Annotated in this window: 28 protein-coding genes, 1 tRNA gene and 1 pseudogene; 21 read left to right on the top strand and 9 right to left on the bottom strand. The window is 71.0% G+C overall.

Annotated elements, in window-relative coordinates:
* Positions 1-6: 6 nt before the first annotated feature.
* Entirely contained in the window at positions 7-633 is a 627-nt protein-coding gene (locus tag DEI85_RS05540) for a class I SAM-dependent methyltransferase (protein WP_111123125.1), read from the bottom strand.
* A 61-nt stretch (positions 634-694) separates the two neighbouring features.
* Here DEI85_RS05540 and hflX point away from each other — a divergent pair, with 61 nt between their 5' ends.
* A complete protein-coding gene (hflX, locus tag DEI85_RS05545) occupies positions 695-2236 on the top strand; it encodes a GTPase HflX (RefSeq protein WP_110859281.1) in 1542 nt (513 codons plus the stop codon).
* Positions 2237-2434: 198 nt separating this feature from the next.
* Here the strand turns inward: hflX and lexA are convergent, their stop codons facing one another.
* On the bottom strand, positions 2435-3079 hold the full coding sequence (gene lexA, locus DEI85_RS05550; RefSeq protein WP_027464773.1) for a transcriptional repressor LexA: 645 nt from the start codon (positions 3077-3079) through the stop codon (positions 2435-2437).
* 236 nt (positions 3080-3315) lie between these two features.
* Here lexA and DEI85_RS05555 point away from each other — a divergent pair, with 236 nt between their 5' ends.
* The 16 genes from DEI85_RS05555 (at position 3316) to DEI85_RS05630 (ending at position 17376) form a co-directional block, all read left to right on the top strand.
* Entirely contained in the window at positions 3316-3693 is a 378-nt protein-coding gene (locus DEI85_RS05555) for a LysM peptidoglycan-binding domain-containing protein (protein WP_110859282.1), read from the top strand.
* A 64-nt stretch (positions 3694-3757) separates the two neighbouring features.
* Complete coding sequence (locus DEI85_RS05560; RefSeq protein WP_111090547.1) at positions 3758-4864, top strand: histidinol-phosphate transaminase; 1107 nt, start codon at positions 3758-3760, stop codon at positions 4862-4864.
* On the top strand, positions 4861-5463 hold the full coding sequence (hisB, locus tag DEI85_RS05565) for an imidazoleglycerol-phosphate dehydratase HisB (RefSeq protein ID WP_110859284.1): 603 nt from the start codon (positions 4861-4863) through the stop codon (positions 5461-5463). The genes DEI85_RS05560 and hisB overlap by 4 nt, the downstream gene beginning before the upstream one ends.
* A complete protein-coding gene (gene hisH / locus DEI85_RS05570; RefSeq protein ID WP_111090548.1) occupies positions 5460-6098 on the top strand; it encodes an imidazole glycerol phosphate synthase subunit HisH in 639 nt (212 codons plus the stop codon). The genes hisB and hisH overlap by 4 nt, the downstream gene beginning before the upstream one ends.
* A gap of 96 nt (positions 6099-6194) precedes the next feature.
* Entirely contained in the window at positions 6195-6941 is a 747-nt protein-coding gene (gene priA / locus DEI85_RS05575) for a bifunctional 1-(5-phosphoribosyl)-5-((5-phosphoribosylamino)methylideneamino)imidazole-4-carboxamide isomerase/phosphoribosylanthranilate isomerase PriA (protein ID WP_110859286.1), read from the top strand.
* A gap of 4 nt (positions 6942-6945) precedes the next feature.
* Positions 6946-7761: an SseB family protein gene (locus tag DEI85_RS05580; RefSeq protein ID WP_111090549.1), complete on the top strand. Its 816-nt coding sequence runs from the start codon at positions 6946-6948 to the stop codon at positions 7759-7761.
* 154 nt (positions 7762-7915) lie between these two features.
* Complete coding sequence (locus DEI85_RS05585; RefSeq protein ID WP_017885900.1) at positions 7916-8791, top strand: ParA family protein; 876 nt, start codon at positions 7916-7918, stop codon at positions 8789-8791.
* Positions 8775-9578 (top strand): segregation and condensation protein A, encoded by an 804-nt coding sequence (locus DEI85_RS05590; protein ID WP_171907825.1) that lies wholly within the window; start codon positions 8775-8777, stop codon positions 9576-9578. The genes DEI85_RS05585 and DEI85_RS05590 overlap by 17 nt, the downstream gene beginning before the upstream one ends.
* Positions 9568-10257, top strand: coding sequence for an SMC-Scp complex subunit ScpB (scpB, locus tag DEI85_RS05595; protein ID WP_258369822.1), 690 nt, complete (start codon positions 9568-9570; stop codon positions 10255-10257). The genes DEI85_RS05590 and scpB overlap by 11 nt, the downstream gene beginning before the upstream one ends.
* A gap of 167 nt (positions 10258-10424) precedes the next feature.
* Positions 10425-11537, top strand: a complete 1113-nt coding sequence (locus DEI85_RS05600) for a hypothetical protein (RefSeq protein ID WP_258376273.1) — start codon at positions 10425-10427, stop codon at positions 11535-11537.
* A gap of 14 nt (positions 11538-11551) precedes the next feature.
* On the top strand, positions 11552-12313 hold the full coding sequence (locus DEI85_RS05605) for a pseudouridine synthase (protein ID WP_349815121.1): 762 nt from the start codon (positions 11552-11554) through the stop codon (positions 12311-12313).
* 57 nt (positions 12314-12370) lie between these two features.
* Entirely contained in the window at positions 12371-13483 is a 1113-nt protein-coding gene (locus DEI85_RS05610) for a prephenate dehydrogenase (protein ID WP_111123127.1), read from the top strand.
* A gap of 167 nt (positions 13484-13650) precedes the next feature.
* Positions 13651-14388: a (d)CMP kinase gene (gene cmk / locus DEI85_RS05615; RefSeq protein ID WP_110859376.1), complete on the top strand. Its 738-nt coding sequence runs from the start codon at positions 13651-13653 to the stop codon at positions 14386-14388.
* A gap of 146 nt (positions 14389-14534) precedes the next feature.
* On the top strand, positions 14535-16055 hold the full coding sequence (der, locus tag DEI85_RS05620; RefSeq protein ID WP_111123128.1) for a ribosome biogenesis GTPase Der: 1521 nt from the start codon (positions 14535-14537) through the stop codon (positions 16053-16055).
* A gap of 114 nt (positions 16056-16169) precedes the next feature.
* Entirely contained in the window at positions 16170-16796 is a 627-nt protein-coding gene (locus tag DEI85_RS05625; protein ID WP_146248974.1) for a hypothetical protein, read from the top strand.
* Between the two features lie 58 nt (positions 16797-16854).
* Positions 16855-17376 carry a hypothetical protein gene (locus DEI85_RS05630; protein ID WP_017885892.1) on the top strand — a complete coding sequence of 174 codons (522 nt, stop codon included), beginning with the start codon at positions 16855-16857 and terminating at the stop codon, positions 17374-17376.
* A 94-nt stretch (positions 17377-17470) separates the two neighbouring features.
* Here the strand turns inward: DEI85_RS05630 and DEI85_RS05635 are convergent, their stop codons facing one another.
* Both DEI85_RS05635 and DEI85_RS05640 read right to left on the bottom strand, forming a co-directional pair.
* A complete protein-coding gene (locus DEI85_RS05635) occupies positions 17471-19618 on the bottom strand; it encodes a RecQ family ATP-dependent DNA helicase (RefSeq protein WP_181436307.1) in 2148 nt (715 codons plus the stop codon).
* 75 nt (positions 19619-19693) lie between these two features.
* Positions 19694-21178: a hypothetical protein gene (locus DEI85_RS05640; RefSeq protein ID WP_111123130.1), complete on the bottom strand. Its 1485-nt coding sequence runs from the start codon at positions 21176-21178 to the stop codon at positions 19694-19696.
* Between the two features lie 70 nt (positions 21179-21248).
* On the opposite strand from DEI85_RS05640, the gene DEI85_RS05645 reads away from it, so the two are divergent.
* The 3 genes from DEI85_RS05645 to DEI85_RS05655 all read left to right on the top strand — a co-directional run bounded on the left by DEI85_RS05645 (position 21249) and on the right by DEI85_RS05655 (position 22868).
* Positions 21249-22079, top strand: coding sequence for an endonuclease/exonuclease/phosphatase family protein (locus DEI85_RS05645; RefSeq protein ID WP_110859292.1), 831 nt, complete (start codon positions 21249-21251; stop codon positions 22077-22079).
* Positions 22076-22657, top strand: coding sequence for a DUF2238 domain-containing protein (locus DEI85_RS05650; protein ID WP_071245046.1), 582 nt, complete (start codon positions 22076-22078; stop codon positions 22655-22657). Before DEI85_RS05645 ends, DEI85_RS05650 begins: the two co-directional genes overlap by 4 nt.
* A 137-nt stretch (positions 22658-22794) precedes the next feature.
* Positions 22795-22868: transfer RNA gene (locus DEI85_RS05655), tRNA-Pro, on the top strand.
* A 218-nt stretch (positions 22869-23086) separates the two neighbouring features.
* Here the strand turns inward: DEI85_RS05655 and DEI85_RS17640 are convergent.
* From DEI85_RS17640 to DEI85_RS05680, 5 genes and pseudogenes are all read right to left on the bottom strand, one after another.
* Positions 23087-23194: pseudogene (locus DEI85_RS17640) on the bottom strand (transposase); the annotation flags it as partial.
* Positions 23173-23457 carry a restriction endonuclease gene (locus DEI85_RS17645; RefSeq protein ID WP_375231866.1) on the bottom strand — a complete coding sequence of 95 codons (285 nt, stop codon included), beginning with the start codon at positions 23455-23457 and terminating at the stop codon, positions 23173-23175. The pseudogene DEI85_RS17640 and the gene DEI85_RS17645, both read right to left, overlap by 22 nt.
* Positions 23458-23502: 45 nt before the next feature.
* A complete protein-coding gene (locus DEI85_RS05670) occupies positions 23503-23934 on the bottom strand; it encodes a hypothetical protein (RefSeq protein WP_146238497.1) in 432 nt (143 codons plus the stop codon).
* A gap of 25 nt (positions 23935-23959) precedes the next feature.
* Positions 23960-25060, bottom strand: coding sequence for a hypothetical protein (locus tag DEI85_RS05675; RefSeq protein ID WP_110859295.1), 1101 nt, complete (start codon positions 25058-25060; stop codon positions 23960-23962).
* A 53-nt stretch (positions 25061-25113) separates the two neighbouring features.
* Positions 25114-25653 (bottom strand): GNAT family N-acetyltransferase, encoded by a 540-nt coding sequence (locus tag DEI85_RS05680; RefSeq protein ID WP_110859296.1) that lies wholly within the window; start codon positions 25651-25653, stop codon positions 25114-25116.
* A 112-nt stretch (positions 25654-25765) separates the two neighbouring features.
* Between DEI85_RS05680 and DEI85_RS05685 the strand changes: the two genes are divergently transcribed.
* A complete protein-coding gene (locus DEI85_RS05685) occupies positions 25766-26242 on the top strand; it encodes a tetratricopeptide repeat protein (protein ID WP_110859297.1) in 477 nt (158 codons plus the stop codon).
* Positions 26243-26316: the final 74 nt, after the last annotated feature.

The raw sequence follows: 26316 nt of genomic DNA on the forward strand, positions 1-26316 counted from the left end.
TCCTGCTCACGAACTGCGAGCCTCCGCGCTGCGGCGCACCCGGATGACGCGGAAGCCCTTGGCCGTCGACTCCCGGGTGACCGAGAACCCCTCGCCGAGTGCCCCGACGAGCCACTTCTGCAGCGAGTCGCCCCCGAGGTCCTTCGACACGACGAGCCAGGCGTCGCCCCCGACCTCGAGCCGGGGCAGCCACGTCAGCAGGATCTGGTGCAGCTCGTCCTTGCCGACACGGATCGGCGGGTTCGACCAGATCGTGCGGAAGCGCAGGTCGGCCGGGACGTCGTCGGGCAGCGCGATCGTGACGTTCGACGTCCCTGCAGCAGCGGCATTGGCGCGCGCGAGGCCGAGCACCCGCTCGTTGACGTCGACGCCCCACACGTGGGCATCGGGGGACTGCAGGGCCATGGTGATCGCGATCGGGCCCCAGCCGCAGCCGATGTCGAGCAGGGCGCCGTCGGCAGCGGGTGCCGGCACCGAACCGAGCAGGACCTTCGTGCCGCGGTCGACGCCGTCGGGGCTGAAGACCCCCGCAGCGGTCGACAGGGTGAGGGGCTGACCGGCGAGCGTGACGTGCACCTGGCGCGGCCGGAGTTCGCTCTCGGGGGTGGCCGAGAAGTAGTGGTCGTTCGCCATGGATGAACCGTACCGGCAACCGAGTGTGTCGGAGGGCCTCCGGAGGTAGCCTGTGCACAGGATGACGGATACCCATCAGCAGAACAACCAGACCAACGACGACAGCGCAGACGGTGTCGTCGAGAGGGTGCTGCGCAACGCAGACCACCGCGCAGCATCGTCCATCTTCGCACCCGCCCAGGCCATCCAGACGCAGTCGGTCGACGACCGCAGCTGGACCGGCGACGGCGACCAGTACGACCGTGAGGACCGAGCGGCGCTGCGCCGTGTCGCCGGCCTCTCCACCGAACTCGAGGACGTCACCGAGGTCGAGTACCGCCAGCTGCGGCTCGAGCAGGTCGTCCTCATCGGCGTGTACCCCCAGGGCGACGCGCAGGACGCCGAGAACTCCCTGCGCGAGCTGTCCGCCCTTGCCGAGACGGCCGGCGCGGTCGTGCTCGACGGGCTCCTGCAGCGCCGGCCCCACCCGGACGCCTCGACCTACCTCGGCAAGGGCAAGGCCGAAGAGCTCGCGATGATCGTGAAGGCCACCGGCGCCGACACCGTGATCGCGGACACCGAGCTCGCTCCCTCGCAGCGCCGTGCGCTCGAGGACGTCGTGAAGGTCAAGGTGATCGACCGCACGGCCGTGATCCTCGACATCTTCAGCCAGCACGCCAAGAGCCGCGAGGGCAAGGCGCAGGTCGAACTCGCCCAGCTCGAGTACCTGCTGCCGCGACTGCGTGGTTGGGGTGACTCGATGTCCCGGCAGGCCGGTGGTCAGGTCTCCGGCGGCGCGGGCATGGGTTCGCGTGGCCCCGGTGAGACCAAGATCGAACTCGACCGGCGTCGCATCCACACCCGGATGGCCAAGCTCCGCCGCCAGATCGCCGGGTTCCGCCCCGCGCGCGAGGCCAAGCGTGCCGAGCGCAACCGCAACGAGGTGCCCAGCGTCGCGATCGCGGGCTACACCAACGCCGGCAAGTCGTCGCTGCTCAACCGGCTCACGAGCGCGGGCGTGCTGGTGCAGAACCAGCTGTTCGCGACGCTGGACGCCACGGTCCGCCGGACCGAGAGCACCAAGGGCCGTGAGTACACGTTCGCCGACACCGTCGGCTTCGTGCGCAACCTGCCGCACCAGCTGGTGGAGGCCTTCCGCTCCACCCTCGAGGAGGTCGGCGACGCGGACGTCATCGTGCACGTGGTCGACGGCTCGCACCCCGACCCCGGGGCGCAGCTGTCCACCGTGCGCGAGGTCATCGGCGACGTCGGTGCCGGCGACATCCCGGAGATCGTCGTCTTCAACAAGGCCGACCTGATCGACGACGCGCAGCGCCTCGTGCTCATCGGACTCGTACCGGACGCGGTGTTCGTGTCGGCGCGCACCGGCGAGGGCATCCCGGAGCTCCTCAGCGTCATCGAGGACCGCCTGCCCGAGCCCGACGTCGACCTGACGATCGTGGTGCCGTACGACCGCGGCGACCTGGTGTCGTCGCTGCACGACACCGGCTCGGTCGAGTCGGTCGACTACGTCGAGGACGGCACACGCCTGCGGGTGCGCGTCTTCCAGCGGCAGGTCGCCGAGCTCGAGCCCTACGTGGTCACGCCGGTCCCGACCGTCTGACGGCCGGCTCCGGTGGGCGCTGGCGCTGGCGAGCGCTGCCGCGCGGCCTGGAGGCCCGTCACGGGTCCGCCGGACGCCGTCCTGTCACCGAGACGCCCCGGAACACACGAAACGCCGCCGGATCCGGCGGCGTTTCGTCGTGCAGGGGGCGTCGTACGGTGACGACGGCGTCTCGCGCCGGTACAGCGCGGGAGGCGGTCAGAGGGAGCGGAGGACCGCGACGACCTTGCCGAGGACCGAGGCCGCGTCGCCGAGGATCGGCTCGAAGGCGGAGTTGCGCGGCAGCAGCCACGTGTGACCGTCGCGCTGGCGGAAGACCTTGACCGTGGCCTCTTCGTCGAGCATGGCCGCGACGATGTCACCGTTCTCGGCGGTCTGCTGCGACCGGACGACGACCCAGTCGCCGTCGCAGATCGCGGCGTCGATCATCGACTCACCGACGACCTTGAGCATGAAGAGCTCGCCGGTGCCGACGAGCTGTCGGGGGAGCGGGATGATCTCGTCGACGTGCTGCTCGGCAGTGATCGGGACACCTGCGGCGATCCGGCCGACGAGCGGCACGAGCGTGGTGGCGTCGATGTCCGGGCCCCCGACGTCGGACGACGGCTCGTCGACCAGGACCTCGAGCGCACGCGGGCGGTTCGGGTCGCGGCGGATCCAGCCCCCGAGCTCGAGCTGGCCGAGCTGGTGGGAGACGCTGGAGAGCGAGGAGAGCCCGGCGGCGTCGCCGATCTCGCGCATGCTCGGCGGGTAGCCCCGTGAGGCGATCGACGCACGGATCGCGTCGAAGATCGCCTGCTGCTTCGGCGTCAGCGGCTTCTGGCCCCGCAGTTCGTCCACCACGTCGTCTCGCTTTCGTCGGTGCCGGTCCGGCCGCGGCGGGAATGTCGGTGGTCCCCGCCAGGCTTGTCCCAGTCGATCGAAACAGTATCCGACCAGCCAGGGCCGGACAAACACCTGTTCGAGCGTGTCGCAAGAAAACCCCGCAGAAATCCCCTCCCAGGACTTGTGCGTCATCTGATTCGAAACTATGTTCGGTACACGACTTCGGTTCCACCGAACGGGAAGGCAAGAACGACATGAGCACCATCGCCATCGCTGACATCCAGCGCACCGCGGCGCCCGCCGTGCGTACCCGCCTGCGTCTGACGCGTCGCGGCCGCATCGTCTTCACGACGCTCGCCGCGCTCCCGCTCCTCATCGTCGTCGCCCTCGGTGTGCTGAACGGTGGACAGGCCTCCGCCGGTGACGCCACCGCCGGCGGCGCCCGCACCCAGTTCGAGACCGTGACGATCCAGCCGGGCGAGACCCTCTGGCAGCTGGCCGAGCAGACGGCCCCCGACTCCGACCCGCGCGACTTCGTGCAGGACGTCGTGAGCCTCAACGCGCTCGACGGCTCCGCGCTGCAGGCCGGCGAAGAGATCGCCATCCCCACCAAGTACACCGACGGCGAGTAGCCACTCGGGCAGCGCCGTCCAGACGGCTGGTCGTCGCACGGTGACAGCAGCCTACGATGGATCGGTGGCATTCACGCTCGAAGACCTCCCGATCCGAGACGACCTGCGCGGGCAGAGCCCTTACGGCGCCCCGCAGAAGCACGTCCGCGTGCAGCTCAACGTCAACGAGAACACGCATCCCGTTCCGGACGACGTGGCTGCCGACATCGTCGAGTCGATCCGGCAAGCCCTGCTCACGGTGAACCGGTACCCGGACCGCGAGTTCACCGAGCTCCGACAGTCCCTCGCCGACTACCTCGGGCACGACCTGACCGCCGAGCAGCTCTGGGCGGCGAACGGGTCGAACGAGGTGTTGCAGCAGCTCCTCCAGGCGTTCGGCGGGCCGGGCCGCTCGGTGCTCGGGTTCCCGCCCACCTATTCGATGCACTCGATCCTCGCGTCGGGCACCGGCACCACGTGGATCCCGGCCCAGCGGGAGGACGAGTTCCGCATCTCGCCCGAGACGGTCGTGGCGGCGATCCGTGAACACCAGCCGGACATCGTGTTCCTGTGCGGGCCGAACAACCCGACTGGCACCCCGCTCGAGATCGAGACGATCGCGGCCGCCTACGACGCGACCGACGGTATCGTGATGGTGGACGAGGCGTACGCCGAGTTCATGCCGTCCGACGCTCCGAGCGCCCTCACGCTGCTGCCCGGTCGTGAGCGCCTCGTGGTCTCCCGCACGATGAGCAAGGCGTTCGCGTTCGCCGGTGCCCGGGTCGGGTACATGGCCGCGCACCCCGCCGTCGTCGACGCCGTCCGGCTGGTCCGGCTGCCGTACCACCTGTCCGCGCTGACCCAGGCGGCGGCCATCGCGGCACTCCGGCACGCCCCCGAGATGCTGGCGATGGTCGACGACATCAAGGGGCAGCGCGACCGCATGGTCACCGCGCTCCGGGCCATGGGGTACCGCACCTACGAGACCTGGTCCAACTTCGTCCTGTTCGGTGGTGTGGCCGACCCGCACGCCGCGTTCGAGGCGCTGCTCGAGCGCGACGTCATCGTGCGCGACCTCGGCATCCCGAACCACCTGCGGGTGAGTGCGGGGACCGAGGCCGAGACGACCGCGTTCCTCGACGCCATGCGGCAGGTCGCCGCCGAGCAGCCGCCGGTTAGGGTTGAGGCATGACCGCCCGCACCGCCTCGATCAGCCGTTCGACGAGCGAATCGAGTGTCGAACTCGAGCTCGACCTGGACGGCACCGGGACCTCGTCGATCTCGACCTCCGTCCCGTTCTTCGACCACATGCTGACCGCGTTCAGCAAGCACTCCCTGATCGACCTGCGGGTGCGCTCGACGGGTGACACCGAGATCGACGTGCACCACACGGTCGAGGACACCGGCATCGTGCTCGGACAGGCGATCAAGCAGGCGCTCGGCGACCGCTCCGGCATCGGCCGGTACGGTGACGCCCTGGTCCCGCTCGACGAAGCGCTGGCCCAGGCCGTCGTCGACGTCTCCGGGCGTCCGTTCCTCGTGCACTCCGGCGAGCCCGCGGGCTTCGAGTTCCACCGCATCGGTGGTCACTTCACCGGCTCGATGGTCCGCCACGTGTTCGAGGCGATCACGTTCAACGCCGGCATCACCGTCCACGTCCGCGTGCTCGAGGGCCGCGACCCCCACCACATCGCCGAAGCCGAGTTCAAGGCGTTCGCCCGAGCCGTGCGCAAGGCGGTCGAACTGGACCCGCGCGTCGACGGCATCCCCTCCACGAAGGGCGCACTGTGACCGCCGCCAAGCCGAACGTCGTCGTCCTCGATTACGGGTCGGGCAACGTCCACTCCGCCGCCAAGGCGCTCGAGCGCGCCGGGGCTGATGTCACGCTGACCTCGGACAAGCAGGCGGCGCTCAAGGCCGACGGCCTGCTCGTCCCCGGCGTCGGCGCGTTCGCCGCCGTGATCGACCAGCTCGAGGACGTGCAGGGCGGCGAGATCGTCGACCACCGTCTGGCCGGCGGGCGACCCGTGCTCGGCATCTGCGTGGGCATGCAGGTCCTGTTCTCGCGGGGCATCGAGCGTGGTGCCGACGTCGAAGGGCTCGGCCAGTGGCCCGGCACGGTGCAGGAGATCCAGGCCGAGGTGCTGCCGCACATGGGCTGGAACACCGTGCAGGCCCCCGAGGACTCCGTGCTGTTCGACGGGCTGCACGACGAGCGCTTCTACTTCGTGCACTCCTACGGCGTGACCGACTTCCCGCTCGAGGCGTACGGGCCGTTCCGCGCGCCCCGTCTGACCTGGGCCGAGCACGGCCAGAAGTTCATCGCCGCGGTCGAGAACGGGCCGCTCACCGCCACGCAGTTCCACCCCGAGAAGTCCGGCGAGCCGGGCATCCGCCTGCTCTCCAACTGGGTGCGTTCGCTCTGAACCCGGCCGTGCCGGCCGCGACGGCCGTGCCGGACGCGCACCGGGCCTCCCGGCCGTCCGCAGCCCCTTCTCCACCGCAACGAAACCGACAGGACCATGACCGACCTCACCGACACCCCGCCCCTCGTCTTGCTTCCGGCTGTCGACGTCGTCGACGGACAGGCCGTGCGACTCACCCAGGGCGAGGCGGGGAGCGAGACCGGCTACGGCGACCCCGTCGCCGCTGCCCGGACCTGGCGTGACCAGGGCGCCGAGTGGATCCACCTCGTCGACCTCGACGCGGCCTTCGGGCGTGGCGACAACCGCCGGGTGATCGCGCACGCCGTCCGCGAGGTCGAGGGCGTCTCCGTCGAGCTGTCCGGCGGCATCCGTGACGACGCCTCGCTCGAAGCGGCACTGGCGACCGGTGCGGCACGCGTGAACCTCGGGACCGCGGCGCTCGAGAACCCCGACTGGGCCGCCCGTGTGATCGGTGAGTACGGCGAGCAGATCGCCGTCGGGCTGGACGTCCGCGGCACCACGCTCTCGAGCCGCGGCTGGACCGAGGACGCCGGTGACCTGTGGGAGGTGCTCGACCGGCTGGAAGCCGCCGGTTGTGCCCGCTACGTGGTGACCGACGTCACCAAGGACGGCACGCTGCAGGGGCCGAACGTCGAACTGCTCCGCCAGGTGTGCGACCGGACCGACCAGCCCGTGGTGGCTTCGGGCGGGATCTCGACGCTCGACGACCTCCGTGCGCTCCGCGAACTCGTGCCGTACGGGCTCGAGGGCGCGATCATCGGCAAGGCGCTGTACTCCGGGGCGTTCACGCTGCCGGCCGCACTCGACGTCGCCTCCGAGTAACGCCGTGGCGGGCATCTCGAACGGCCGCGGCACCGGGCCCGACGCCGACGACGCGCACACCCCGGGTGGGGCGGCGGACTCGGCGGGCTTCTCGTGGGAAGGTCGCACGTTCGACCACCACGACACCGCGTTCGCCGATGACGACGGGCTCGCCGACCCCGCGGTGGTCGCGGCCATCGGTGCGCTCGCCGACGGAGCCTCCCAGGCCGCGATCGTCGAGGCACTCCGCTCCGCGCGCCTGCTCATCCCGCTCATCGCCGAGGCCGGCGACGTGGGGGAGACCGATGAGGGCAAACTCGTCGACAAGACCCAGGAACTCTCGATCGTGACGGTCGCCGGTCCGGACGGTCGCAGCGCGATGCCGGCGTTCACCTCGGTGGACGCCGTGCACGCGTGGGATCCGGAGGCGCGCCCGGTGCCGGTGGAATCCCGCCGTGTGGCGATGGCCGCGGCGAGCGAGGACACCCAGCTCGTCGTGCTCGACCCGAAGTCGCCGACCGAGTTCGTGCTGCGTCGTCCGGCCGTGTGGGCGCTCGGGCAGGACCTGCCGTGGACCCCGTGCTTCGAGGACCCCGAGGTGGCCCGGGCCTTCGCCGCCTCGGTCGAGGGGGAGCCCGACGTCGCCCGTGTCGAACTCGCGCCGGGCGACCCTTTCGGACGGTTCGCCGGGCCGGAGCTGACGGTGGGCCTGGCGCTGCACCCGGGGCTCGACCGCGAGCGGGTCGGCGAGCTCGTCGGTCGGCTGCAGCAGCGGTGGTCGACCGACCCCGTGATCGCGGAGCGGGTCGACAGCATGCGCGTCGCCCTGCGCGCTGCCTGACGAGCAGCAGCGGCCGCGGCCAGGCTGCCAGCGAGCAGCGGCCGCGGCCAGGCTGCCGGCCAGCAGCGGCCGCGGCCAGGCTGCCAGCCAGCAGCGCAGGGGTCCCGCGGCGGTGCGGCCCGGCCCAGCCCGAGGTCGCCGGTACGATGACGGGGTGAGCCCGAACCCGACGACCAACCCCACCGGCGCGACCACCCACGGTCCGACGGGGCGTCCCGTCCGGGACTTCCCCGTACCCGAGGAGCTCGACAGCACCGGACCCGCCCGCATCATCGCGCTCTGCAACCAGAAGGGCGGCGTCGGCAAGACCACGACGGCCATCAACCTGGGCGCCGCGCTCGCGGAGTACGGCCGCAAGGTCCTGGCCGTCGACTTCGACCCGCAGGGCGCGCTGTCCGCGGGTCTCGGGGTCCGGACGCACGACATCCACACCGTCTACGACCTGCTGATGGGTGCCGTGAAGGACCCGAACCAGGTCATCCAGCCGACGAACACCCCCGGCCTCGACGTCATCCCGGCGAACATCGACCTGTCCGCGGCCGAGGTGCACCTGGTCAACGAGGTCGCCCGCGAGCAGATCCTGGCGAGCGTGCTGCGCAAGGTCGCGAACGACTACGACGTGATCCTGGTCGACTGCCAGCCGTCGCTCGGCCTGCTCACCGTGAACGCCCTGACCGCGGCGCACGGCGTGCTCATCCCGCTCGAGTGCGAGTTCTTCGCGCTCCGCGGTGTCGCCCTGCTCATCGAGACGATCGACAAGGTGCGTGACCGCCTCAACCCGGCGCTCAAGCTCGACGGCATCCTGGCGACCATGTACGACTCGCGCACGCTGCACTCGCGCGAGGTCATGGAGCGGGTCGTCGACACCTTCGACGACCGCGTGCTCGACACCGTCATCGGCCGCACCGTGAAGTTCCCGGACGCCACGGTGTCCGCACGCCCGATCACGCAGACCGCGCCGGACCACCCTGCCGCCCACGCCTACCGGCAGCTCGCACGAGAGCTCGTCCAGCGTGGCGCCGTCGCCTGACGCGGGGTTCCGGGTCCGGCTCGCCAACTTCGACGGACCGTTCGACCTCCTGCTGTCGCTCATCACGAAGCACGAGCTCGACATCACCGAGGTGTCGCTCGGTGCCGTGACGGGGGAGTTCATCCAGTACGTCCGGCAGGCCGAGTCCGCCGACGAGCTCGACGAGGCCAGCGAGTTCCTGGTCGTCGCGGCGACCCTGCTCGACCTGAAGATCGTCGGGCTGCTGCCCCAGGGTGAGCTCGTGGACGCCGAGGACGTCGCCCTGCTCGAGGCCCGTGACCTGCTGTTCGCCCGGCTGCTGCAGTACCGGGCCTTCAAGCAGGCCGCCGACTGGTTCGGGGAGCGCTGGGGCGTCGAGTCGCGCCGGCACGTCCGCAGCGTCCGGCTCGAGGAGCGGTTCCGCGCCCGCACACCCGAACTCGTCTGGACGCTGTCGGTGCAGGACTTCGCCGCACTGGCCGCGTTGGCCTTCGCCCCGCGGGAGATCCCGACCGTCGGCCTCGACCATCTGCACGCCCCGCTCATCAGCATCCGCGAACAAGCCGCGATCGTCGTCTCGATCCTCCGCACCCGCGATGGTGAGGGCGTCTCGTTCCGCGAACTGGTCGCGGGCGTCGACCAGACGGGTATCGTGGTGGCTCGCTTCCTCGCGATCCTCGAGCTGTACCGGAACGCGTCGATCTCGTTCGAGCAGCTCGAGCCGCTCGGGGAGCTGACACTGCGGTGGACCGCCGAGGACTGGTCCGACGAGAGCCTCGCGAACCTGGGAGCCGACTATGACGGATGACGTGCACGACACGTCCAGCGCCGAACCCGGCGGCGCCGACGAGATGGCCGACGCCCGCGCGATCGAGCACGAGATCCACGAACGCGCCGCGTCGCCGGCCCACCCCACCATCCCCATCGACCGTCAGCTCGAGGCGATCCTGATGATCGCCGACCAGCCCCAGTCGCTCGTCGCGCTCGGCGCTGCGGTCGGTTCGCCCGTCCCCGCCGTCCGCCAGGCGATCGAACGTCTCGTCGCGGACTTCGACGGCGTCGACGGCACGATCCGCCGCGGTTTCGAACTGCGCGAGGTCGGTGGCGGCTGGCGCTTCTACGTCCGCGCCGACCTGGACCCCGTGGTCGAGCAGTTCGTCGAGGCCGAGCGCCCCTCGCGGCTGTCCCAGGCCGCGCTCGAGACCCTGGCTGTCGTCGCCTACAAGCAGCCGATCACCCGCTCGCAGATCGCTGCGATCCGCGCCGTCAACGTCGACGGCGTCGTCCGGACCCTGGTGGCACGCGGCCTCATCGAGGAGTCGTTCACCGACGCCGAGACCGGCGCCATCAACTACGTCACGTCCGACCTGCTCCTGCAGCAGCTCGGCATCAACTCGCTCGACGAGCTGCCGCTCATCTCGCCCCTCCTGGACGACGGTGCGGACGGCTTCGAGCAGAACGAAGGGATCCCCGATGGCAGGGTTTGACGACCGGGGGCGCGGCGCGCCCCGAGACCGAGACGACCGCAGCGGACGCTCAGGAGGCCCGGATCGCTCCGGCCGACCGGCCGGCGGACGCGGCGGGGCCGGCTCTGGTGCCGGTGGCCGCTCCGGCGGGTACGGTCGCGACGACCGCGGGGGCGCACGCCCGCCGCGTGACGACGACCGGCGCGGCGGGTACCCGTCGCGCGACGATCGTGGCGGCGACCGTGGTGGGTACCGCGGGGCTTCGGCGCAGCGGGACGAGCGTGGTGGAGACCGCGGTGGCTACCGAGGCTCCGCTCCGCGTGATGAGCGTGGTGGCTACCGAGGTTCGGCGCCGCGCGATGACCGCGGTGGCTACCGCGGCCGTGACGACCGTGGTGGCTCCGCGCCGCGTGACGACCGCGGTGGGTACCGTGGTGCCCCGGCTCCGCGTGACGACCGAGGTGGCTACCGGGGTCGTGACGACCGTTCCGGTGGTGGCGATCGCGGTGGGTACCGCGGGGCTTCGGCGCCGCGTGACGACCGTGGCGGGTACCGGGGTCGCGACGACCGTGGTGCTTCCGCTCCGCGTGACGACCGGGGTGGCTACCGAGGGTCGGCTCCGCGTGATGACCGTGGTGGGTACCGGGGTCGTGACGACCGTGGTGCTTCGGCTCCGAGTGATGACCGCGGTGGCTACCGCGGCAACTCGGCTCCCCGTGACTACCGGGGTCGTGACGACCGTGGGGCTTCGGCTCCGCGTGATGACCGTGGTGGGTACCGGGGTCGTGACGACCGCTCCGGTGGCGGCTACCGCGGGGCTTCGGCTCCGCGTGATGACCGTGGCGGCGACCGTGGCGGCTACCGCGGCAACTCGGCTCCGCGTGATGATCGTGGTGGGTACCGGGGTCGTGACGACCGTGGGGCTTCGGCTCCGCGTGATGATCGTGGTGGGTACCGGGGTCGTGACGACCGTGGGGCTTCGGCTCCGCGTGATGATCGTGGTGGGTACCGGGGTCGCGACGACCGTGGCAGTTCCGCTCCCCGCGACGACCGCCGCACCCCCGACGGCCAGCAGAGCCGCGTCTGGCACAACGGACGCCGCTACGTCGGCGGCACCACGAGCGTCCGCAACAGCGACCGCACCACGCCGAAGCCGAGCGGGCAGCGCGACGACCGGGGCAACCCGGCCGAGGGCACGCCCGAACGGCCGATCATCGAGGACTGGGACGCGGCGGACGGAACGGCGCCTGCCGGGGCCGAGCCGGGCCTCCAGGCAGAGGGTGAGCGCCTGCAGAAGGTGATCGCCGCTGCCGGCGTGGCATCCCGCCGCGTCGCGGAGAACCTGATCGTCGAGGGCCGCGTGACGGTCAACGGCGAGGTCGTGGACGCCCTCGGGCGTCGCGTCGACCCCGAGAAGGACGCGATCAGCGTCGACGGCGTGCCGGTGCAGATCGACTCGTCGCGGCGGTACATCGTCCTGAACAAGCCGACCGGTGTCGTCTCGAGCCTGCAGGACGAGCGCGGTCGACGCGACCTGACCGAGTTCGTGGACCGCTACGAGGAGCGCCTGTTCAACGTCGGCCGTCTCGACACCGAGACCTCCGGGCTGCTCGTCCTGACGAACGACGGCGACCTGGCACACGTGCTGGCGCACCCGTCGTTCGGCGTGCAGAAGACGTACATCGCGAAGGTCCACGGCAACGTGAACCCTGCCGTGGTGCAGCGCCTGACCGAGGGCGTCGAGCTCGAGGACGGTCCGATCAAGGCCGACAAGGTGCGGTTGCTCGAGTCCTCGCGGGGTGAATCGCTCGTCGAGATCACGCTGCACTCCGGCCGCAACCGCATCGTCCGCCGCATGCTCGAGGCCGTCGACCACCCGGTCCTCGAACTCGTCCGCCGGTCGTTCGGACCGCTGCACCTGGGCAGCCTGCCGCCGGGCAAGATGCGCGAGCTCGGCACGGTCGAGGTCGGCAAGCTGCTCAGCACCGTCCGTGACGCGAAGCCGTCCGCTCGTGACGACCGCGACGTCGCGCTGGACCAGGACGACGACGAGTACGAGGACGAGTCGGCCGATTGACCAAGCCGGGTCTCGGGCATCGACCGATGCCCGAGACCCGATCGGTAGGCTTGCCCGGTGACCGACGTGAACCCGACCGACATCGACCGCCGTCTGCGTGGCCCGGTCCGGGTCGTCGGTGCCGGGTTGCTCGGTGCCTCGATCGGTCTGGCCCTGCGTGAGAAGGGCGTGGACGTCATCCTCGACGACGTCTCACCCGCCGCACTGGCGCTCGCCGTGGACTACGGTGCCGGGCGTCGATCGGCTGCCGGCGACCAGCCGGAGCTCGTCGTCGTCGCGGTGCCGCCTGACGTCGTCGCGACCGTGGTGGAGCGAGAACTCGCCGCCTACCCGGACGCCGTGGTGACCGACGTCGCCAGCGTGAAGTCCGGGCCGCTCGCTGCCCTGGTGGCTGCCGGCGCCGACGTCTCCCGGTACATCGGTTCGCACCCGATGGCGGGGCGTGAGCGCAGCGGGCCGACCGCCGCCCGCGCCGACCTGTTCTTCGGGCGCCCGTGGGTGATCGCCGGGCACGACGGCATCACGTACCAGCGTGCCGCGGCGGTCGAGGACCTCGCGCTCGACCTCGGTGCCACCGTCGTGCCGATGGACCCGGAGTCGCACGACCTCGCCGTGGCGTATGTCTCGCACGCACCGCAACTCGTGTCGACGCTGATGGCCTCGCGCCTGCGGGACGCCCCGGACGGGTCGCTCGGCCTGGCCGGCGGCGGCGTGCGCGACGTCACCCGGATCGCCGCGAGCGACCCCGGGCTGTGGGTGCAGATCATCGGGGCGAACGCCGGGCACATCCGGCCGGTGCTCACCGACCTGCGCGACGACCTGTCCCGCGTGATCGACGCCCTCGGCGACCCGGACGGTGCCGGTTCGCCGCGCACCATCGCCGAGACCATCGCCGACGGCAACCGTGGGGTCGAACGGCTGCCGGGCAAGCACGGCACCACCAAGCGCTTCGCCCAGGTGGTCGTCCTCGTCGACGACACCCCCGGGCAGATCGCCGCACTCCTGACGTTCATCGGGGAGATCGGCATCAACCTCGAGGACATGCGCCTCGAGCACTCACCGGGCGCACAGATCGGCATCGTCGAGGTGTCGGTGCTGCCCGAGCAGGAACAGCGACTCGTCGAGGAACTCGAGGGGCGCGGATGGAGGATCGCAGCAGCATGGGCCTGAACGACGACACGAACGCAGCGACGAACGACTCGGGTGTGGCCGGCGGGCGCGCTCCGGCTGGCGGGACCGACGGGCCCGACTCCGGCTTGCCGACGCCGACGCCGACGCCCGGTGACGGGGCACGCGGCGGTGCTGAGGGCGGCCCCCTCGGCGGTCCGGCTGGCGGCATGGGCCAGCCCGGCGGCGAGCCCGGCTCGACCAGCGCCCCGATTCCGTCCGGCCTGGCCGACGGCGCCTACGTGGCGAAGATCGTCATCGCGGTCGACGGCCCCGCAGGCAGCGGCAAGTCGAGCGTCTCCCGTGCGGCAGCCCGCGCCCTGGGCTACGGCTACCAGGACACCGGCGCCGCCTACCGTGCACTCGCGTGGCACGCCCTGCAGCAGCGGGTCGACCTCGACGACGCCGCGGCGATCCTGGCGAGCTGGGACACCTTCGACTACGCCATCGGCACCGACCCCGACGACTACTACGTCAAGGTGGGGGAGACCGACGTCACCGACGCCATCCGCACCCCCGACGTCACCGGCGCGGTCGCCCACATCGCGAAGCTCCCGGACGTCCGGAAGCGCCTGGTCCAGCTGTTCCGGAACGTGATGCGGAAGACCGACGCCCCGGGCATCATCACCGAGGGCCGGGACATCACCACGGTCGTCGCGCCGGACGCCGAGGTCCGGATCCTGCTGACGGCCGACGAGTCCGTTAGAATGGCGCGACGCTCGGCAGAGGTCACGACCCAGTCGGCCGCCGAGACCTCCGCAGCACTCGCTCGTCGCGACGCGGCGGACGCGAAGGTCGTCGACTTCATGAACGCCGCCGACGGCGTCACGACGCTCGACTCCACCGACCTCGACTTCGACCAGACCGTGCAGGCGGTCGTCGACCTGGCCCGCGCGGCCACGCACTGACGCAGACCGGACCGCCTCGGCGGGCCGATCACGCACTGACGCAGACCGGACCGCCTCGGCGGGACGGTCCACCACGGCCGGACCCCCGGCCCCGGCCGGCAACGGCCACCGACACCGCGGCCCCGGCCGCTCGCGAGGAACCCAAGATGGCTCAGCTGGACAACCCGGACAACGACGACTTCCCACAGTACGACGACGCCCTCGGCGAGCGGCTCGCCGGACTCGACGAGGCCGAGGCCGAGCAGCGCGCGACCGCGCTCCGCGCCGGACTCGAGGAGTACGACCTCGAGGACGAAGACCTTGCCCTGCTCGAGGCCGGTCAGGTCGGCGAGGACGGCGTCCACTACCTGCCCGCCTACCCGGTGCTCGCGATCGTCGGCCGCCCGAACGTGGGCAAGTCCGCGCTCGTGAACCGCATCCTCGGTCGTCGTGAGGCCGTCGTGCAGGACGTCCCCGGCGTCACCCGCGACCGTGTCAGCTACAAGGCCGACTGGAACGACAAGCGCTTCACCCTCGTCGACACCGGCGGTTGGGAGCCCGGCGCCGAGGGCATCAACGCCTCCGTCGCCGCGCAGGCCGAGGTCGCGATCGACCTGGCCGACGCCGTGCTCTTCGTCGTGGACGTCACGGTCGGCATCACCGCCACCGACGAGCACGTCGTGAAGATGCTCCGCGGCACCGACCGCCCCGTCATCGTCGTCGCGAACAAGTCCGACGACGAGCGCCGCGACCTCGACGCCTCCGAGCTCTGGAACCTCGGTCTCGGCGAGCCGCACCCGGTCTCCGCGCTGCACGGCCGCGGCGTCGCGGACCTGCTCGACCTGATCATCAAGACGCTGCCCGACACGTCGGCCGTCGCCAAGCAGGAGGTCGGCGGCCCCCGCCGCGTGGCCATCCTCGGCCGCCCGAACGTCGGCAAGAGCTCGCTGCTCAACAAGGCCGCCGGTGAAGAGCGGGTCGTCGTGAACGACATCGCCGGCACCACCCGCGACCCGGTGGACGAGCAGATCGAGCTCGGCGGCAAGGTGTGGCGCTTCGTCGACACCGCCGGCATCCGCAAGCGCGTGCACCTGCAGCAGGGCGCGGACTTCTACGCCTCGCTCCGCACCACCGCCGCGCTCGAGAAGGCCGAGGTCGCCGTCGTCGTCCTCGACGTCACCGAGCCGGTCTCCGTGCAGGACCTCCGCATCATCGACCTCGTCCTGGAGTCCGGCCGGGCCCTCGTGCTGGCCTACAACAAGTGGGACCTGCTCGACGACGAGCGACGCCGCTACCTGGAGCGCGAGATCGAGCAGGACCTGGCGCACGTCGCCTGGGCCCCGCGCGTGAACATCTCCGCCCGCACGGGCCGCCACCTCGAGAAGCTCGTGCCGGCGCTCGAGACCGCCCTCGAGTCGTGGGACACCCGCATCCCGACCGGCAAGGTCAACGCCTTCATCGCCGAGCTCGTGCAGGAGCACCCCCACCCCGTGCGCGGCGGCAAGCAGCCCCGCATCCTGTTCGGGACCCAGGCGTCGAGCCAGCCGCCGACCTTCGTGCTCTTCACGTCGGCGTTCCTCGACCCGCAGTACCGACGCTTCATCACGCGTCGCCTCCGCGAGGTCTGGGGCTTCTCCGGCACCCCGATCAACGTCAACATGCGGGTGCGCGAGCGCCGGAAGCGCTGAGCCCTCCCACCCGTCACGCAGAACGCGCCCCGATCCGTCGGGGCGCGTTCTGCGTTCGCGTCCGGCCTGGAGGTCCGGAGCCGGTCCGGCGCGCCCGTGCGGCATCATGGGTGCGTGCGTACCGGGCCGTGGGCAGCGGACCGACGTCGGCTCGCCCTGGTGGGCGTCCTCGTCGGTGTGGTCGTCGTGGGCTCGGTCTCCCTGTGGGCGGTCTCGCACACGTCCGACGACGGCGACACGGTCACGCGTGCCGACGCCGTGGCCCCCGAGCCGGCGCGGTCGCCCGACGTCCGACTGCAGCCGTCCAACGCCCTCGAGGAACCGATCGAGCCCGAACCCGTCCGGCCGGTCGACGGTTCGCCCATCGACCCGTGGTGGCGCCGCGTCCCGCCGGTCTCCGGCGACATCGTCGGCATCGGAGCCGCTGCCTCCGGGCACGTCCGGATCGCCGCGAACACGGGCGACGAGACCCTCGCTGTGGAGATCGACCACCTGGAGACCGGCGGGGACGGCCCGGTCGACGTCGTGCTGTCCGCGGGGACGGTGCGTGGTGGTTCGAAGCCGATGTGGATGCCCGCCGGGGAGTCCTACGAGCTGTTCCAGGCCGCCGGGGTCGAACAGGGGCTGACCGTCGTGCTGAGCGACCCGTGGTCACTGCCCGACGAGGTCCGGTCCCTGGTCCTGCTCGACGCCGGGACAGGCACCGTGCTGGGCGGCGCGGCACTCGTCCCGTCCGACTGAGCCGTCGGTGCCCCGGGCTGCGTCCGCCGGGGGCCTCGGGATGGGGCACGATGGAGTGGTGACGCAGCAGAACGACGGACTCGGCGTGCTCGCCGACCGCGTGTGGTGCCGTCTGCGCCTCGATCGGTTGGCCGGAGGTCGACAGTCCGGGTACGTGATACGCGAGGACATGCTCGAACACCCGGACACCGTCCGCTCGTTCCGCTGGATCCGGTGGCTGCTCGTCGCGGAGACCGTCGTCGGGCTCACCGCCATCGTGGTCGCCGTGCTGCTGACCCGCGCGGGGGAATCCCTGTCATGGGCGGTGTGGTTCCGGTCCACCGTGGTGCTGCTCATCACCCTGACGCTCTACGTGTTCGCCTGGCGGGCGCAGCTCGGGTACTACTGGGCGTACCAGCGGCTGCGGTTGTTCAGCCGGATCTTCCCGATCGTGACGCTGATCGTCGCGGCGATCCCCGGGCTCTACCCGTTCTGGATGGTCATCGAGCAGATCCTGTTCTCGGTGCTCATGGTCGGCATCGGCGACGTGCTGACGAGCGACCACATGCGGGCGACGTTCCCGAAGCCCGCGCGGCGGTAGGCCTCCGGCAGGCGGTGGACCGGATCTGCGACAGAACACGCGTCGATCGACAGGTGGAGTGTCGCAACGGTGGTGTGAGACCGGCGCGACCGGGCTACGCGACCGTGGCCAGGGCGAACGGGAGCACTGCGGCGGCCCCGGCGCGCCGGAGCTCCCGGCCGGCGACGGTGATCGTCCACCGGCTGTCGACCAGGTCGTCGACGAGCAGCACCGGGCCCTCGTGCGCCTGCAGGGCTGCGGCGAGCGATGGATCGACCACGAAGGTGTCCCACACGCCGGACAGTCGGTACGCGCTGTTCGTCGCACCGTCGCCACGGGGGGTCCCGCCGTCGCGGCCGAGCGTGCCGAGGAACTGCAGTCGCCCGATCGTGGACAGCGCCTGGGCGAGGGACCCCACGAGCTCGGGCCGCGACCGTGACGACATCGCCACGACGCCGGTCGGCCGGGTCTCCCACGGCCAGTCCTTGAGCGCCCGGACACAGCCGTCGACGAGCTCGCGCGAGATCGGGGCATCGGGGGTGGACGGTGAGAACAGCGCACGCAAGGGACCTCCCCAGCCGAGGTCGGTCAGACGCGCCACCGCACGGCCGGGCTGCACGAGCTCCTCCGCGCCGATCTTGCCCCGCACCGAGACCCCGAGCGACGACATCCCCGAGGGCCACTGGGCACGCGGGGCGATCTCGACGCCGACCTTGTCGAGCGCGGCCGCGGCTCCGGAGGAGTCGGTGTCGGACACGGCGGTCGGGAACCACGCCCCGGCGCAGTTGTCGCACCGGCCGCAGGGCTCGGCCGAGGGGTCGTCGAGGTCCTGCTGCAGCAGCTGCATGCGGCAGGCCGAGGTGGACTCGTAGTCGAGCATCGACGCGGCCTCGGCAGCGCGGGCCGCTGCGACCCGCTCGTACCGGGGTGCGTCGTACTCCCACGGCTGCCCGGTCGACACCCAGCCGCCGGTGACGCGTCGGACGGCGCCGTCGACGTCGAGCACCTTGAGCAGGAGTTCGAGGGTGGAGCGCTTGATGTCGACCAGGCCCTCGAGCGCCACGGTCGACATCGCGGCGTCGGTGGACAGGGCGCCGAGCACGGCGGCGGCGCGGGCCTCGGTCGGCATCGAGGCACTGGCGAAGTACTGCCAGATCTCGCGGTCCTCGCGCCCGGGCAGGAGCAGGACGTCGGCGTTGTCGGTCGCACGACCCGCACGACCGATCTGCTGGTAGTAGGCGACGGGCGACGAGGGAGCCCCGACGTGCACGACGAACCCGAGGTCGGGCTTGTCGAACCCCATGCCGAGCGCGCTCGTGGCGACCAGGGCCTTCAGCTCGTTGCCCTTGAGCTGCTGTTCGAGCTGCTCGCGCTCGTCGGTGTCGGTGCGCCCCGTGTAGGCGCGCACCGCGTACCCGTTGTCGCGGAGCAGTCGTGCGATGTCCTCGGCCGCCGAGACCGTGAGCGTGTAGATGATACCGCTGCCGGGCAGGTCGCCGAGGTGCGCGAGGAGCCACCCCAGCCGCTGCCGGGCATCGGGCAGCGTGAGCACGCCGAGGCGCAGGGACTTGCGAGCCAGGGACCCGCGGATGGTGAACACCGGGTCGGCCGGGCCGGCGGTGAGCTGTTCGGCGACGTCCTCGACCACGCGCTCGTTCGCCGTCGCGGTGGTGGCCAGGACGGGGACGCCGTGGGGGAGCGACCGGATGAGTTCGGCCAGTCGGCGGTAGTCCGGCCGGAAGTCGTGGCCCCAGTCCGAGATGCAGTGCGCTTCGTCGACCACGAGCATGCCCATCCGGGCGATCAGGGTCGGCATCTGCTCGTCGCGGAACTTCGGGTTGTTCAGTCGCTCGGGGGAGACGAGGAGCACGTCGACCTCGTCACGGGCGAGGGCGGCCTGGGTCTCGCCCCACTCGTGGGCGTTCGCGGAGTTTATCGACACCGCACGGACACCGGCCCGCGCGGCGGCGGCGACCTGGTCGCGCATCAGGGCGAGCAGCGGCGACACCAGGACCGTCGGGCCGCCCCCGCGTCGGCGCAGCAGCAGCGTCGCGAGGAAGTACACCGCGGACTTGCCCCACCCGGTGCGCTGCACCACGAGGGCGCGCTGCCGGTGCTCGACCAGCGCCGAGATCGCCTCGAGCTGGCCGGGGTGGAACACCGCGTCGGGGCGCCCCGTGAGCGCAGCGAGCGCCTGCTGCGCCTCGGCGGCGATGTCCGCAGAAGGCGGGGCGGCAGACGGAGCGGCGGTGGGGGTGTCCATGCCCCCATGCTGTCAGGAGCAACCGACGAAACCCGACCCGCGCCTCCAGACTGTGGACAACGCGACGGGGCGCGCTTACTGGTACGTGACCAACGAGGGCGTCGGCTGCACGTCCTGCATGGTCTGCGCGGGCGTCAGCATGGGCGTGTCCTCGTCGTAGAAGTTCTTCCAGCCCCAGTGCAGCCCCTCCGGCGCGCCCTGGTGCAGTGCCTTCCAGGTCGCCTGCTTGTCCGGCTGCGACCCCTGCCCGTCGACGTGCACGAGCATGTCGAGCTCCGGGTGGGTCTTCAGTGCGGAGCGGTCCTGGATCATCGACAGCCGGAACTGGTGCAGCACCAGGGCCTTCGGCGGCAGCCCCTCCTTCTTCACGAGCGCAGCCAGCCACGAGGAGACCTCGTTCACCTCGGACGCCGACACGCTGCCGATCTGCTCGAGCGGCACCTGGTCCTTCGTGAGCCGCCACTCCGGGTCGAGGGCCAGCCAGACGCCCGGCTTCTTCAGCAGCGACTCGTACTTCTTGGCCTGCGACAGGAAGTCCGACCGGCCGGGCTGCAGGTCGATGATGACCGGCATGTCCGCGTCGTGCGCGGCGTCGACGTAGGGCTCGAGCGTCGACACCGGCAGCTCCGTCGAGTAGTCGCCGTCGGCTCCGGCGTCCCCGGCGGCGACGGTCGCGATGACCTCCATCGCGGGCGTCACGAGCTCGTCGGACTCCGCCCGGTACGGCTTCGCGACCTGCTCGGCGCGCTGCACGGTCTCCTTCGGCCCCTGCTCGCCGAGCACGCCCAGCGCCGGCGCCCCCGGAGCCCCGTACAGCGCCACGTACCGGTGCCCGTCGAACGGCCGCTGGCCGCCGTTCCGCAGCTGGAACCCGCCCTCGGCCGCCCGCACCGTCCACTCCGGCTCTGGCAGGGCGTCGAACGCCGCGCCGACCAGGACGGTCGGGTGCTTCGTCCGCTCGTGCAGCGCGGTCACCACGTCGGGTGCGGCAGCCGGGTCGGTAACGCCCTCCGGCATGGTCACGACGCGGGCACCGGCGGCCTTCGCGGTCGCCACGGCAGCGGCGTCCGCACTCGCGTCCGCCACCACCACGGTCGCCTGCCGGGAGGCCCGGGTCGGCTCCGGCGCGTCACCGCCGTCCGGCGCCTGCCGCTGTCCGACGTCCGTGTCGACCGACACGTCGCCCTCGGCCTGGTACCAGTCGGCACCGAGCCGGTCGAGCTCGCGGGCGACGGCGGTGCTCGTGTTCTTGTCGTCCTTCGCGGTCAGCAGCACCGGGACGTGGGCGCTCGCCGCAGCCTTCGCCGCACCACGGATCCCGTCGGCGTCGCCGGCCCGGGCGACGACCGCTCCGGGAGCACTCGCGAACAGGGCCTTGCTGACGCGGACGGACCGGGCGGCGGCGTCCCCAGCGTCGGCCACCGTGACGGTGTCGGCCGAGGCCTTCGCCAGGGTCGGGCGGCTCGTGTCCGGTCCGCTCGACGTGCACCCGGCGGCTCCGAGCAGCAGCCCGGACACCGCGATCGCGAGCAGGAAACGAGGGGTGGAACGAGAACGCATCGAGCCACCATACGAGTCAGACGGAGAGGTCCCTGGGAATCCGACGGGTGTCGTCTCGTAGAAGGGAGGCATGCCCCACCACCCCGACGACCGCCCGCTCATCGGACCGGTCCGGTCGCCCGAGGTGCACTGCATGACGCTCAACGTGCGTCGCCGCGTGCCGCGACAGCCGACCCACCCGGACGCCTGGGAGCGCCGCCGCGACGCCGTCCTCGCGCTCGTCACGTCCGAAGCGCCCACCGTCCTCGCCGTCCAGGAGGCCCTGCCCACGCAGGCAGACGACCTGACGTCCGGCCTCGGGTCGGGTTGGGAGCCCGTCCTGGCCGGGCGGGGAACGCGCGGCGGTGGCGAACAGGTCGGCCTGTTCCTCGACCGCTCCCGCCTCGACGTCGTCGAGCGCCGTACCTGGGCACTCTCCCGCACACCCCACCGCCCCGGCTCGCGGTCGTGGGCCACGTCCTTCCCCCGGCACGCCGTCGGAGCCGTCGTCGACGACCGCGCGACCGGCGTCCGGTTCCTGGCCGTCGCCACCCACCTCGACGTCGCCTCGCCGTGGGCCCGGCTGCGGTCCGCCGAACTGCTCGGCCGGATCGTCCGGCAGCGCGGCCTGCCCGCCGTGGTCATGGCCGACTGGAACAGCCCCGCCGGTTCCGCGCCATGGCGAGCCCTGGCGGAGGCGGGGGTCGAGGACAGCTGGGGACGGGCCTCCAGGCAGGTGGGTGAGCCCTACGGGACGTACCCGCACTACGGGAGCCCGCGCGTCGGTGGCCGGCGGATCGACGGGGTGCTCGTGACGTCCGAGGCGGAGGTGGACCGCGTCGCGGTCGACGTGCGGCGGCCGGGCGGCGTGTGGCCGTCCGACCACGCTGCCGTGCACGCGGTCCTGCGGTGGGCGTCGTGATCGCCACACTCGGACCGACGTTCCTGCGGCCGCGGTTCCTGGTGGCCGACGTGGTGCGGGCGCTGACGCTCGTGAGCGTCGTCGTGGCGAGTGTCGGGTGGGGCGGGACGGCGTTCCCGGTCATGGCACTGGCGCTGCTCGGGGTCGTGGTGCCGCGGATGCTCGGGCTGCGGCCGGCGTTCGACGTGGCGGTGTGCGTGCTCGTGCTCCTCGCCGGGTGGTCGAGCGTGCTCGAGTGGTACACGACGGTCTTCCTGTGGGACAAGTTCATGCACGTCGTGCTGACGGGGCTGCTCGCGGCGGTGCTCTACGTCATCGGTGCGGACCTGCGTGCGGTGCCGGCGCCGCACGCCGAGCGCCGGGTGGTCGTCGCGGTGCTCGCGCTGTGTGCGGGACTCGCGGTCGGGGCGGTCTGGGAGATGGGGGAGTGGCTCGGGCACAACTTCGTCGACTCGAAGATCTTCGTCGGGTACGACGACACGATCGGGGACCTGGCGGCGGACGGGTCCGGCGGGCTGCTCGTCGGGCTCGGGTTGCCGTGGTTGGCGGCACGGCGCGAGGTGGTGCGGCCGGGCTGAGCGTGTCGTTCGGGTCGCGTTGCTCCGACTCGCCGTGGCACGGAGGGGGTCTGACGTCCGCTATGCTGGACCGGTCGCTCGCGCTCCGGTCGGACGTGGGCGAGGATCCTCCGGGATCCTGAGTTCTCCGGAACTCGCGGGCTGTGGCGCAGCTTGGTAGCGCACTTGACTGGGGGTCAAGGGGTCGCAGGTTCAAATCCTGTCAGCCCGACCGAAACGTGTCTGACACGACGACAGAAGCCCACCGAGGATCTCGGTGGGCTTCTTCGTTCCTGTGCCTGTCGTTGGGTCGTCCGCACAGGGCTGCCTCATTGCGACGTTCAGCGGACCACCTATGTGCGACATGAGTCTTCTCGCGGATCGTCCGGTTCGAGCCTGAGTCCGAGTTGGACACCGAGGTGCGTGGGAGGACCGGCTACCGAGCAGTAGACGGCGGCCGGGGAGGTGCTGCTTCACTCGGCGCTGGTACTGGTCCAACGCGTCGCCGGCGAGCTTGACGACGTGGAACGGGTCTATCACCGGGACCGCGTCCGGGAGCAGCGGCCGAGCGCCATGTCCAGCAGCTTGGCCTGCCCGGTGTCGGTGCGGTTCGGGGTGGGGTCGATGATGCCGAGCTGGCGGGCGGTCGTGACCGCTCCCCGGGTGAACGTCCCCGTTGTCACCACGATGCCGAGCTGCGCACGATGAATTGGTAGGACGCCGTTGAGCTCTCGGACCGTCGTCACACCGGCGCTGCGTGGGATCTGCAGCGGAGATGACGAAAGCCCCCGACCGCCGGAGCAGTCGAGGGCCATCGCCATTTGGCGAGTTCGAGGGAAGCGGAACCACCCACGACACCCCGTCGGCTAGTCCACGGGCTTCTTCACCAGTTTCCGTGCAGACGCGGCGATCATCGCCGCTCCGAGCATCATCGGGTATCCAGTCGCCGCGCCGACGCCGAGGAGCGCCCCTGGGTTCAGGGAACCTGCATCGTTCGACGTCCACGTGACGTGCTGGAACACCGCGTACGCAACGATGGCGAGAATGACGATCCCCGCGGTGAGTCCGAGAGTCGGCCACTGATCAGCTACCAGCACCGCGGCAGCGGCGACCACGCCGATCAGGACCAGCATCAGAGGGCTGATGAAGAACCCTCCGGACGAAGGAGCGGTCGACACTGCCGCGATGGCGTAGTACGCGACCAGCCCGAACACCACTCCGAGCGCAACGGACGCGATCCGGTGCCGTGCCGGCCGGCGCACTTCCGTGGTCGGCGGATGAAGATCGGAGATTGCCATGATGCCTCCCTAGATTGGCTGCAGCTTAGACGCTGCAGGCCAGCTTCACTTCGGCGGATTGCGCGGTCACCGACGAACCGATCGAGTTCAGCCCGTGCCACCTGGTGCTTGACGTTCCCTTGCACTTCTTGTCGGTTGCCCAGTACAGAGTTGAGTTCGGCGTGACTGTCACCGTCTCGAAGTCCTGAGCGTTCCACCCGAGAAGACCCGGTGTCTCGAGAAGGCCATTGACGGAGGTGGACCCGGAGCACCCGGCACTCAAGTGGTGCGAGTGGTAGCTCCACGCGTACCCAGACTCCTTGTAGGGCTTCTCCGCGGTGGAGGAGCTCGTGCACGCCGCGCTGATTGCCGTGTGGATCGCGGTGCCATCCGCGTAGTTGACCTGCACGGTCTGTCCCGGCTCGAGGGAGACACCTGCGGGGAGCGGAACCTCTTCGGATGACTTGATGCTGTTCGGTGCGGCACTGGCGACGCGGGGGCTCGTCGATGACGGCGACACGTCCAGGCGTGCTTTCAGCGCCGACATTGCTGCGTGGTCGACGGGCATCGCGGTTGATGTCTGGTCGATTACTCGGGTCCCAGTGGCAGCGGTCGTGTCTGCCTGCGCCGGCGCGGCAGCTCCAATGGTAAGAGCCGCGAGCGTCATCGCCCCACCCAGAGCCGCAACACGAACGTACGAATGCTTACGCATGAATCCCCCTTGATTCGGAACCTGCACATCGTTGTCCAGGTACCCGAAACACAGACCCATCGTTCTACATAGCAAAGTCACAGTCGCATAACGCCCAATCGCAAAACAACAGTCGCGGCACAGGTCATCAACCAAACGAAGCAGCCAGACCCGCCCACGCCGCGCCGAGCCGCGCTTCACCCTCAGGTCCGCCGGTAACGACGGCTGCAGGGCCGGAGCGGCCGTGACGTCCGACTGTTCCCGAGGCGTCCACGGGGCGGCTGCGGCTCGCACGACGGCAGGGAGGTGATCGGCGCCGGTGATGGTGAACGGCGCCGCCTGCAGGACTGCAGGGTTCCGGAGAACCACCGACCACGTGTCGTAGGTGCTGTCCTTCGCTGAGACGACCCGCGGCCGCCGACTGGCGATGCTGCCGAGCACCTCGACGATGCCCACGTGTCTCGGTAGCCGATCGGCTTTCGGAACGACTTTGAGGGCGCCGATCGTCGTCAGGGCTGCAGTGCGCGACTCATCTCAAGCAGCCGCATCGTCTGATTGCCGGGACGGCGGTCGCCGAGGAGCTGTAGGGGACGGTATCGGCCGGTGGGATGGAAGCCTTGCCGCGAGTAGAAGCGCATCGCTGGTACCGCGTGCTCGTAGACGTACAGCCGCAGAGTTGGGCCGCGTCTGGCAGCCCAGTCAACGACGTTTTTCAGGAGCGCGTCTGCGATGCCATGACGACGGCCTCGGAAGTCGGGGCTGACGTACACCCCGGTGAGTACCGGGGCCATCCCGTCGACATCACCGTGCTGGGCGCTCATCATTCCCACCCAGCGTCCTGACGTGCGCTCGATCGCGGCCACGCTTGTCGAGTCGGGGCCGTCCCCGCGCTTCGCGCGCAGCCGCCAGTCGCTCTCCGTCATGTGGAGCGTGTACTCCAGGCTGGCCCCGTAGGAGATCGGATTGTCGGTCGCATTCTCGATGCGAAGCTCACGAACCCGCTCCCAGTCATCTTCGGTGGTGGTGCGGATCAGGAACAGCTGGGCCATGCAGCCACGGTAGCGATGAGCAGCGTCCCGGAAACCGATCGGCTACCGGCGGGCCGGGGTCGTCTTGGCGAGCGGATGAGGGATCACGGGCAATCCGTTCTACGGTGTTGCAATGACGAGTGACGTCGAGGGCGGACCTGGCTGGGTCATCCGGGGCGCTGACCTTCGGCCAGCGATCACCGATCTCGCGAAGTTCCGTGACGGCATGGCAGGTGACCCGCTGGTTGCAGTCATTGAACTGTTGTGGACCGGTCACGCGCAGAACGCCCTCGAGCGCCTCGAACGACTCCCAGAGAGCATGCGCGTGCGAGCACTGATCGCAGACTGCAAACGTGATCTGGGTGATCACCTCAGCGCGGTCCGGGAGTATGACCGACTCGTTGCGGAGTGCGCTGGAACAGCCCGGGAGGCCGTCATGCGGCAACACCGAGCGAAGGCGTTGCTCGCCGCCGGCCGCGCGGACCGAGCAATCGAGGACTTCCGTCAAGCGGTCGAGCTCCGACGCGGACACGACACCGCTCTTCTCGCCTCAGCCGAGCAAGGTCTCGCCGCGGCCCAAGCAGCCGCACTCCGGCCACCGCTGGCGTAGCAATCTGTCTCGCTGACGAGTCGTTCAACGGACGTGCTTGCTCGAAGCCGCCAGGCGGGGACCCTCGATGGTTC

The sequence above is a fragment of the Curtobacterium sp. MCBD17_026 genome, assembly GCF_003234895.2.
Taxonomy (GTDB): Bacteria; Actinomycetota; Actinomycetes; order Actinomycetales; family Microbacteriaceae; genus Curtobacterium; species Curtobacterium flaccumfaciens.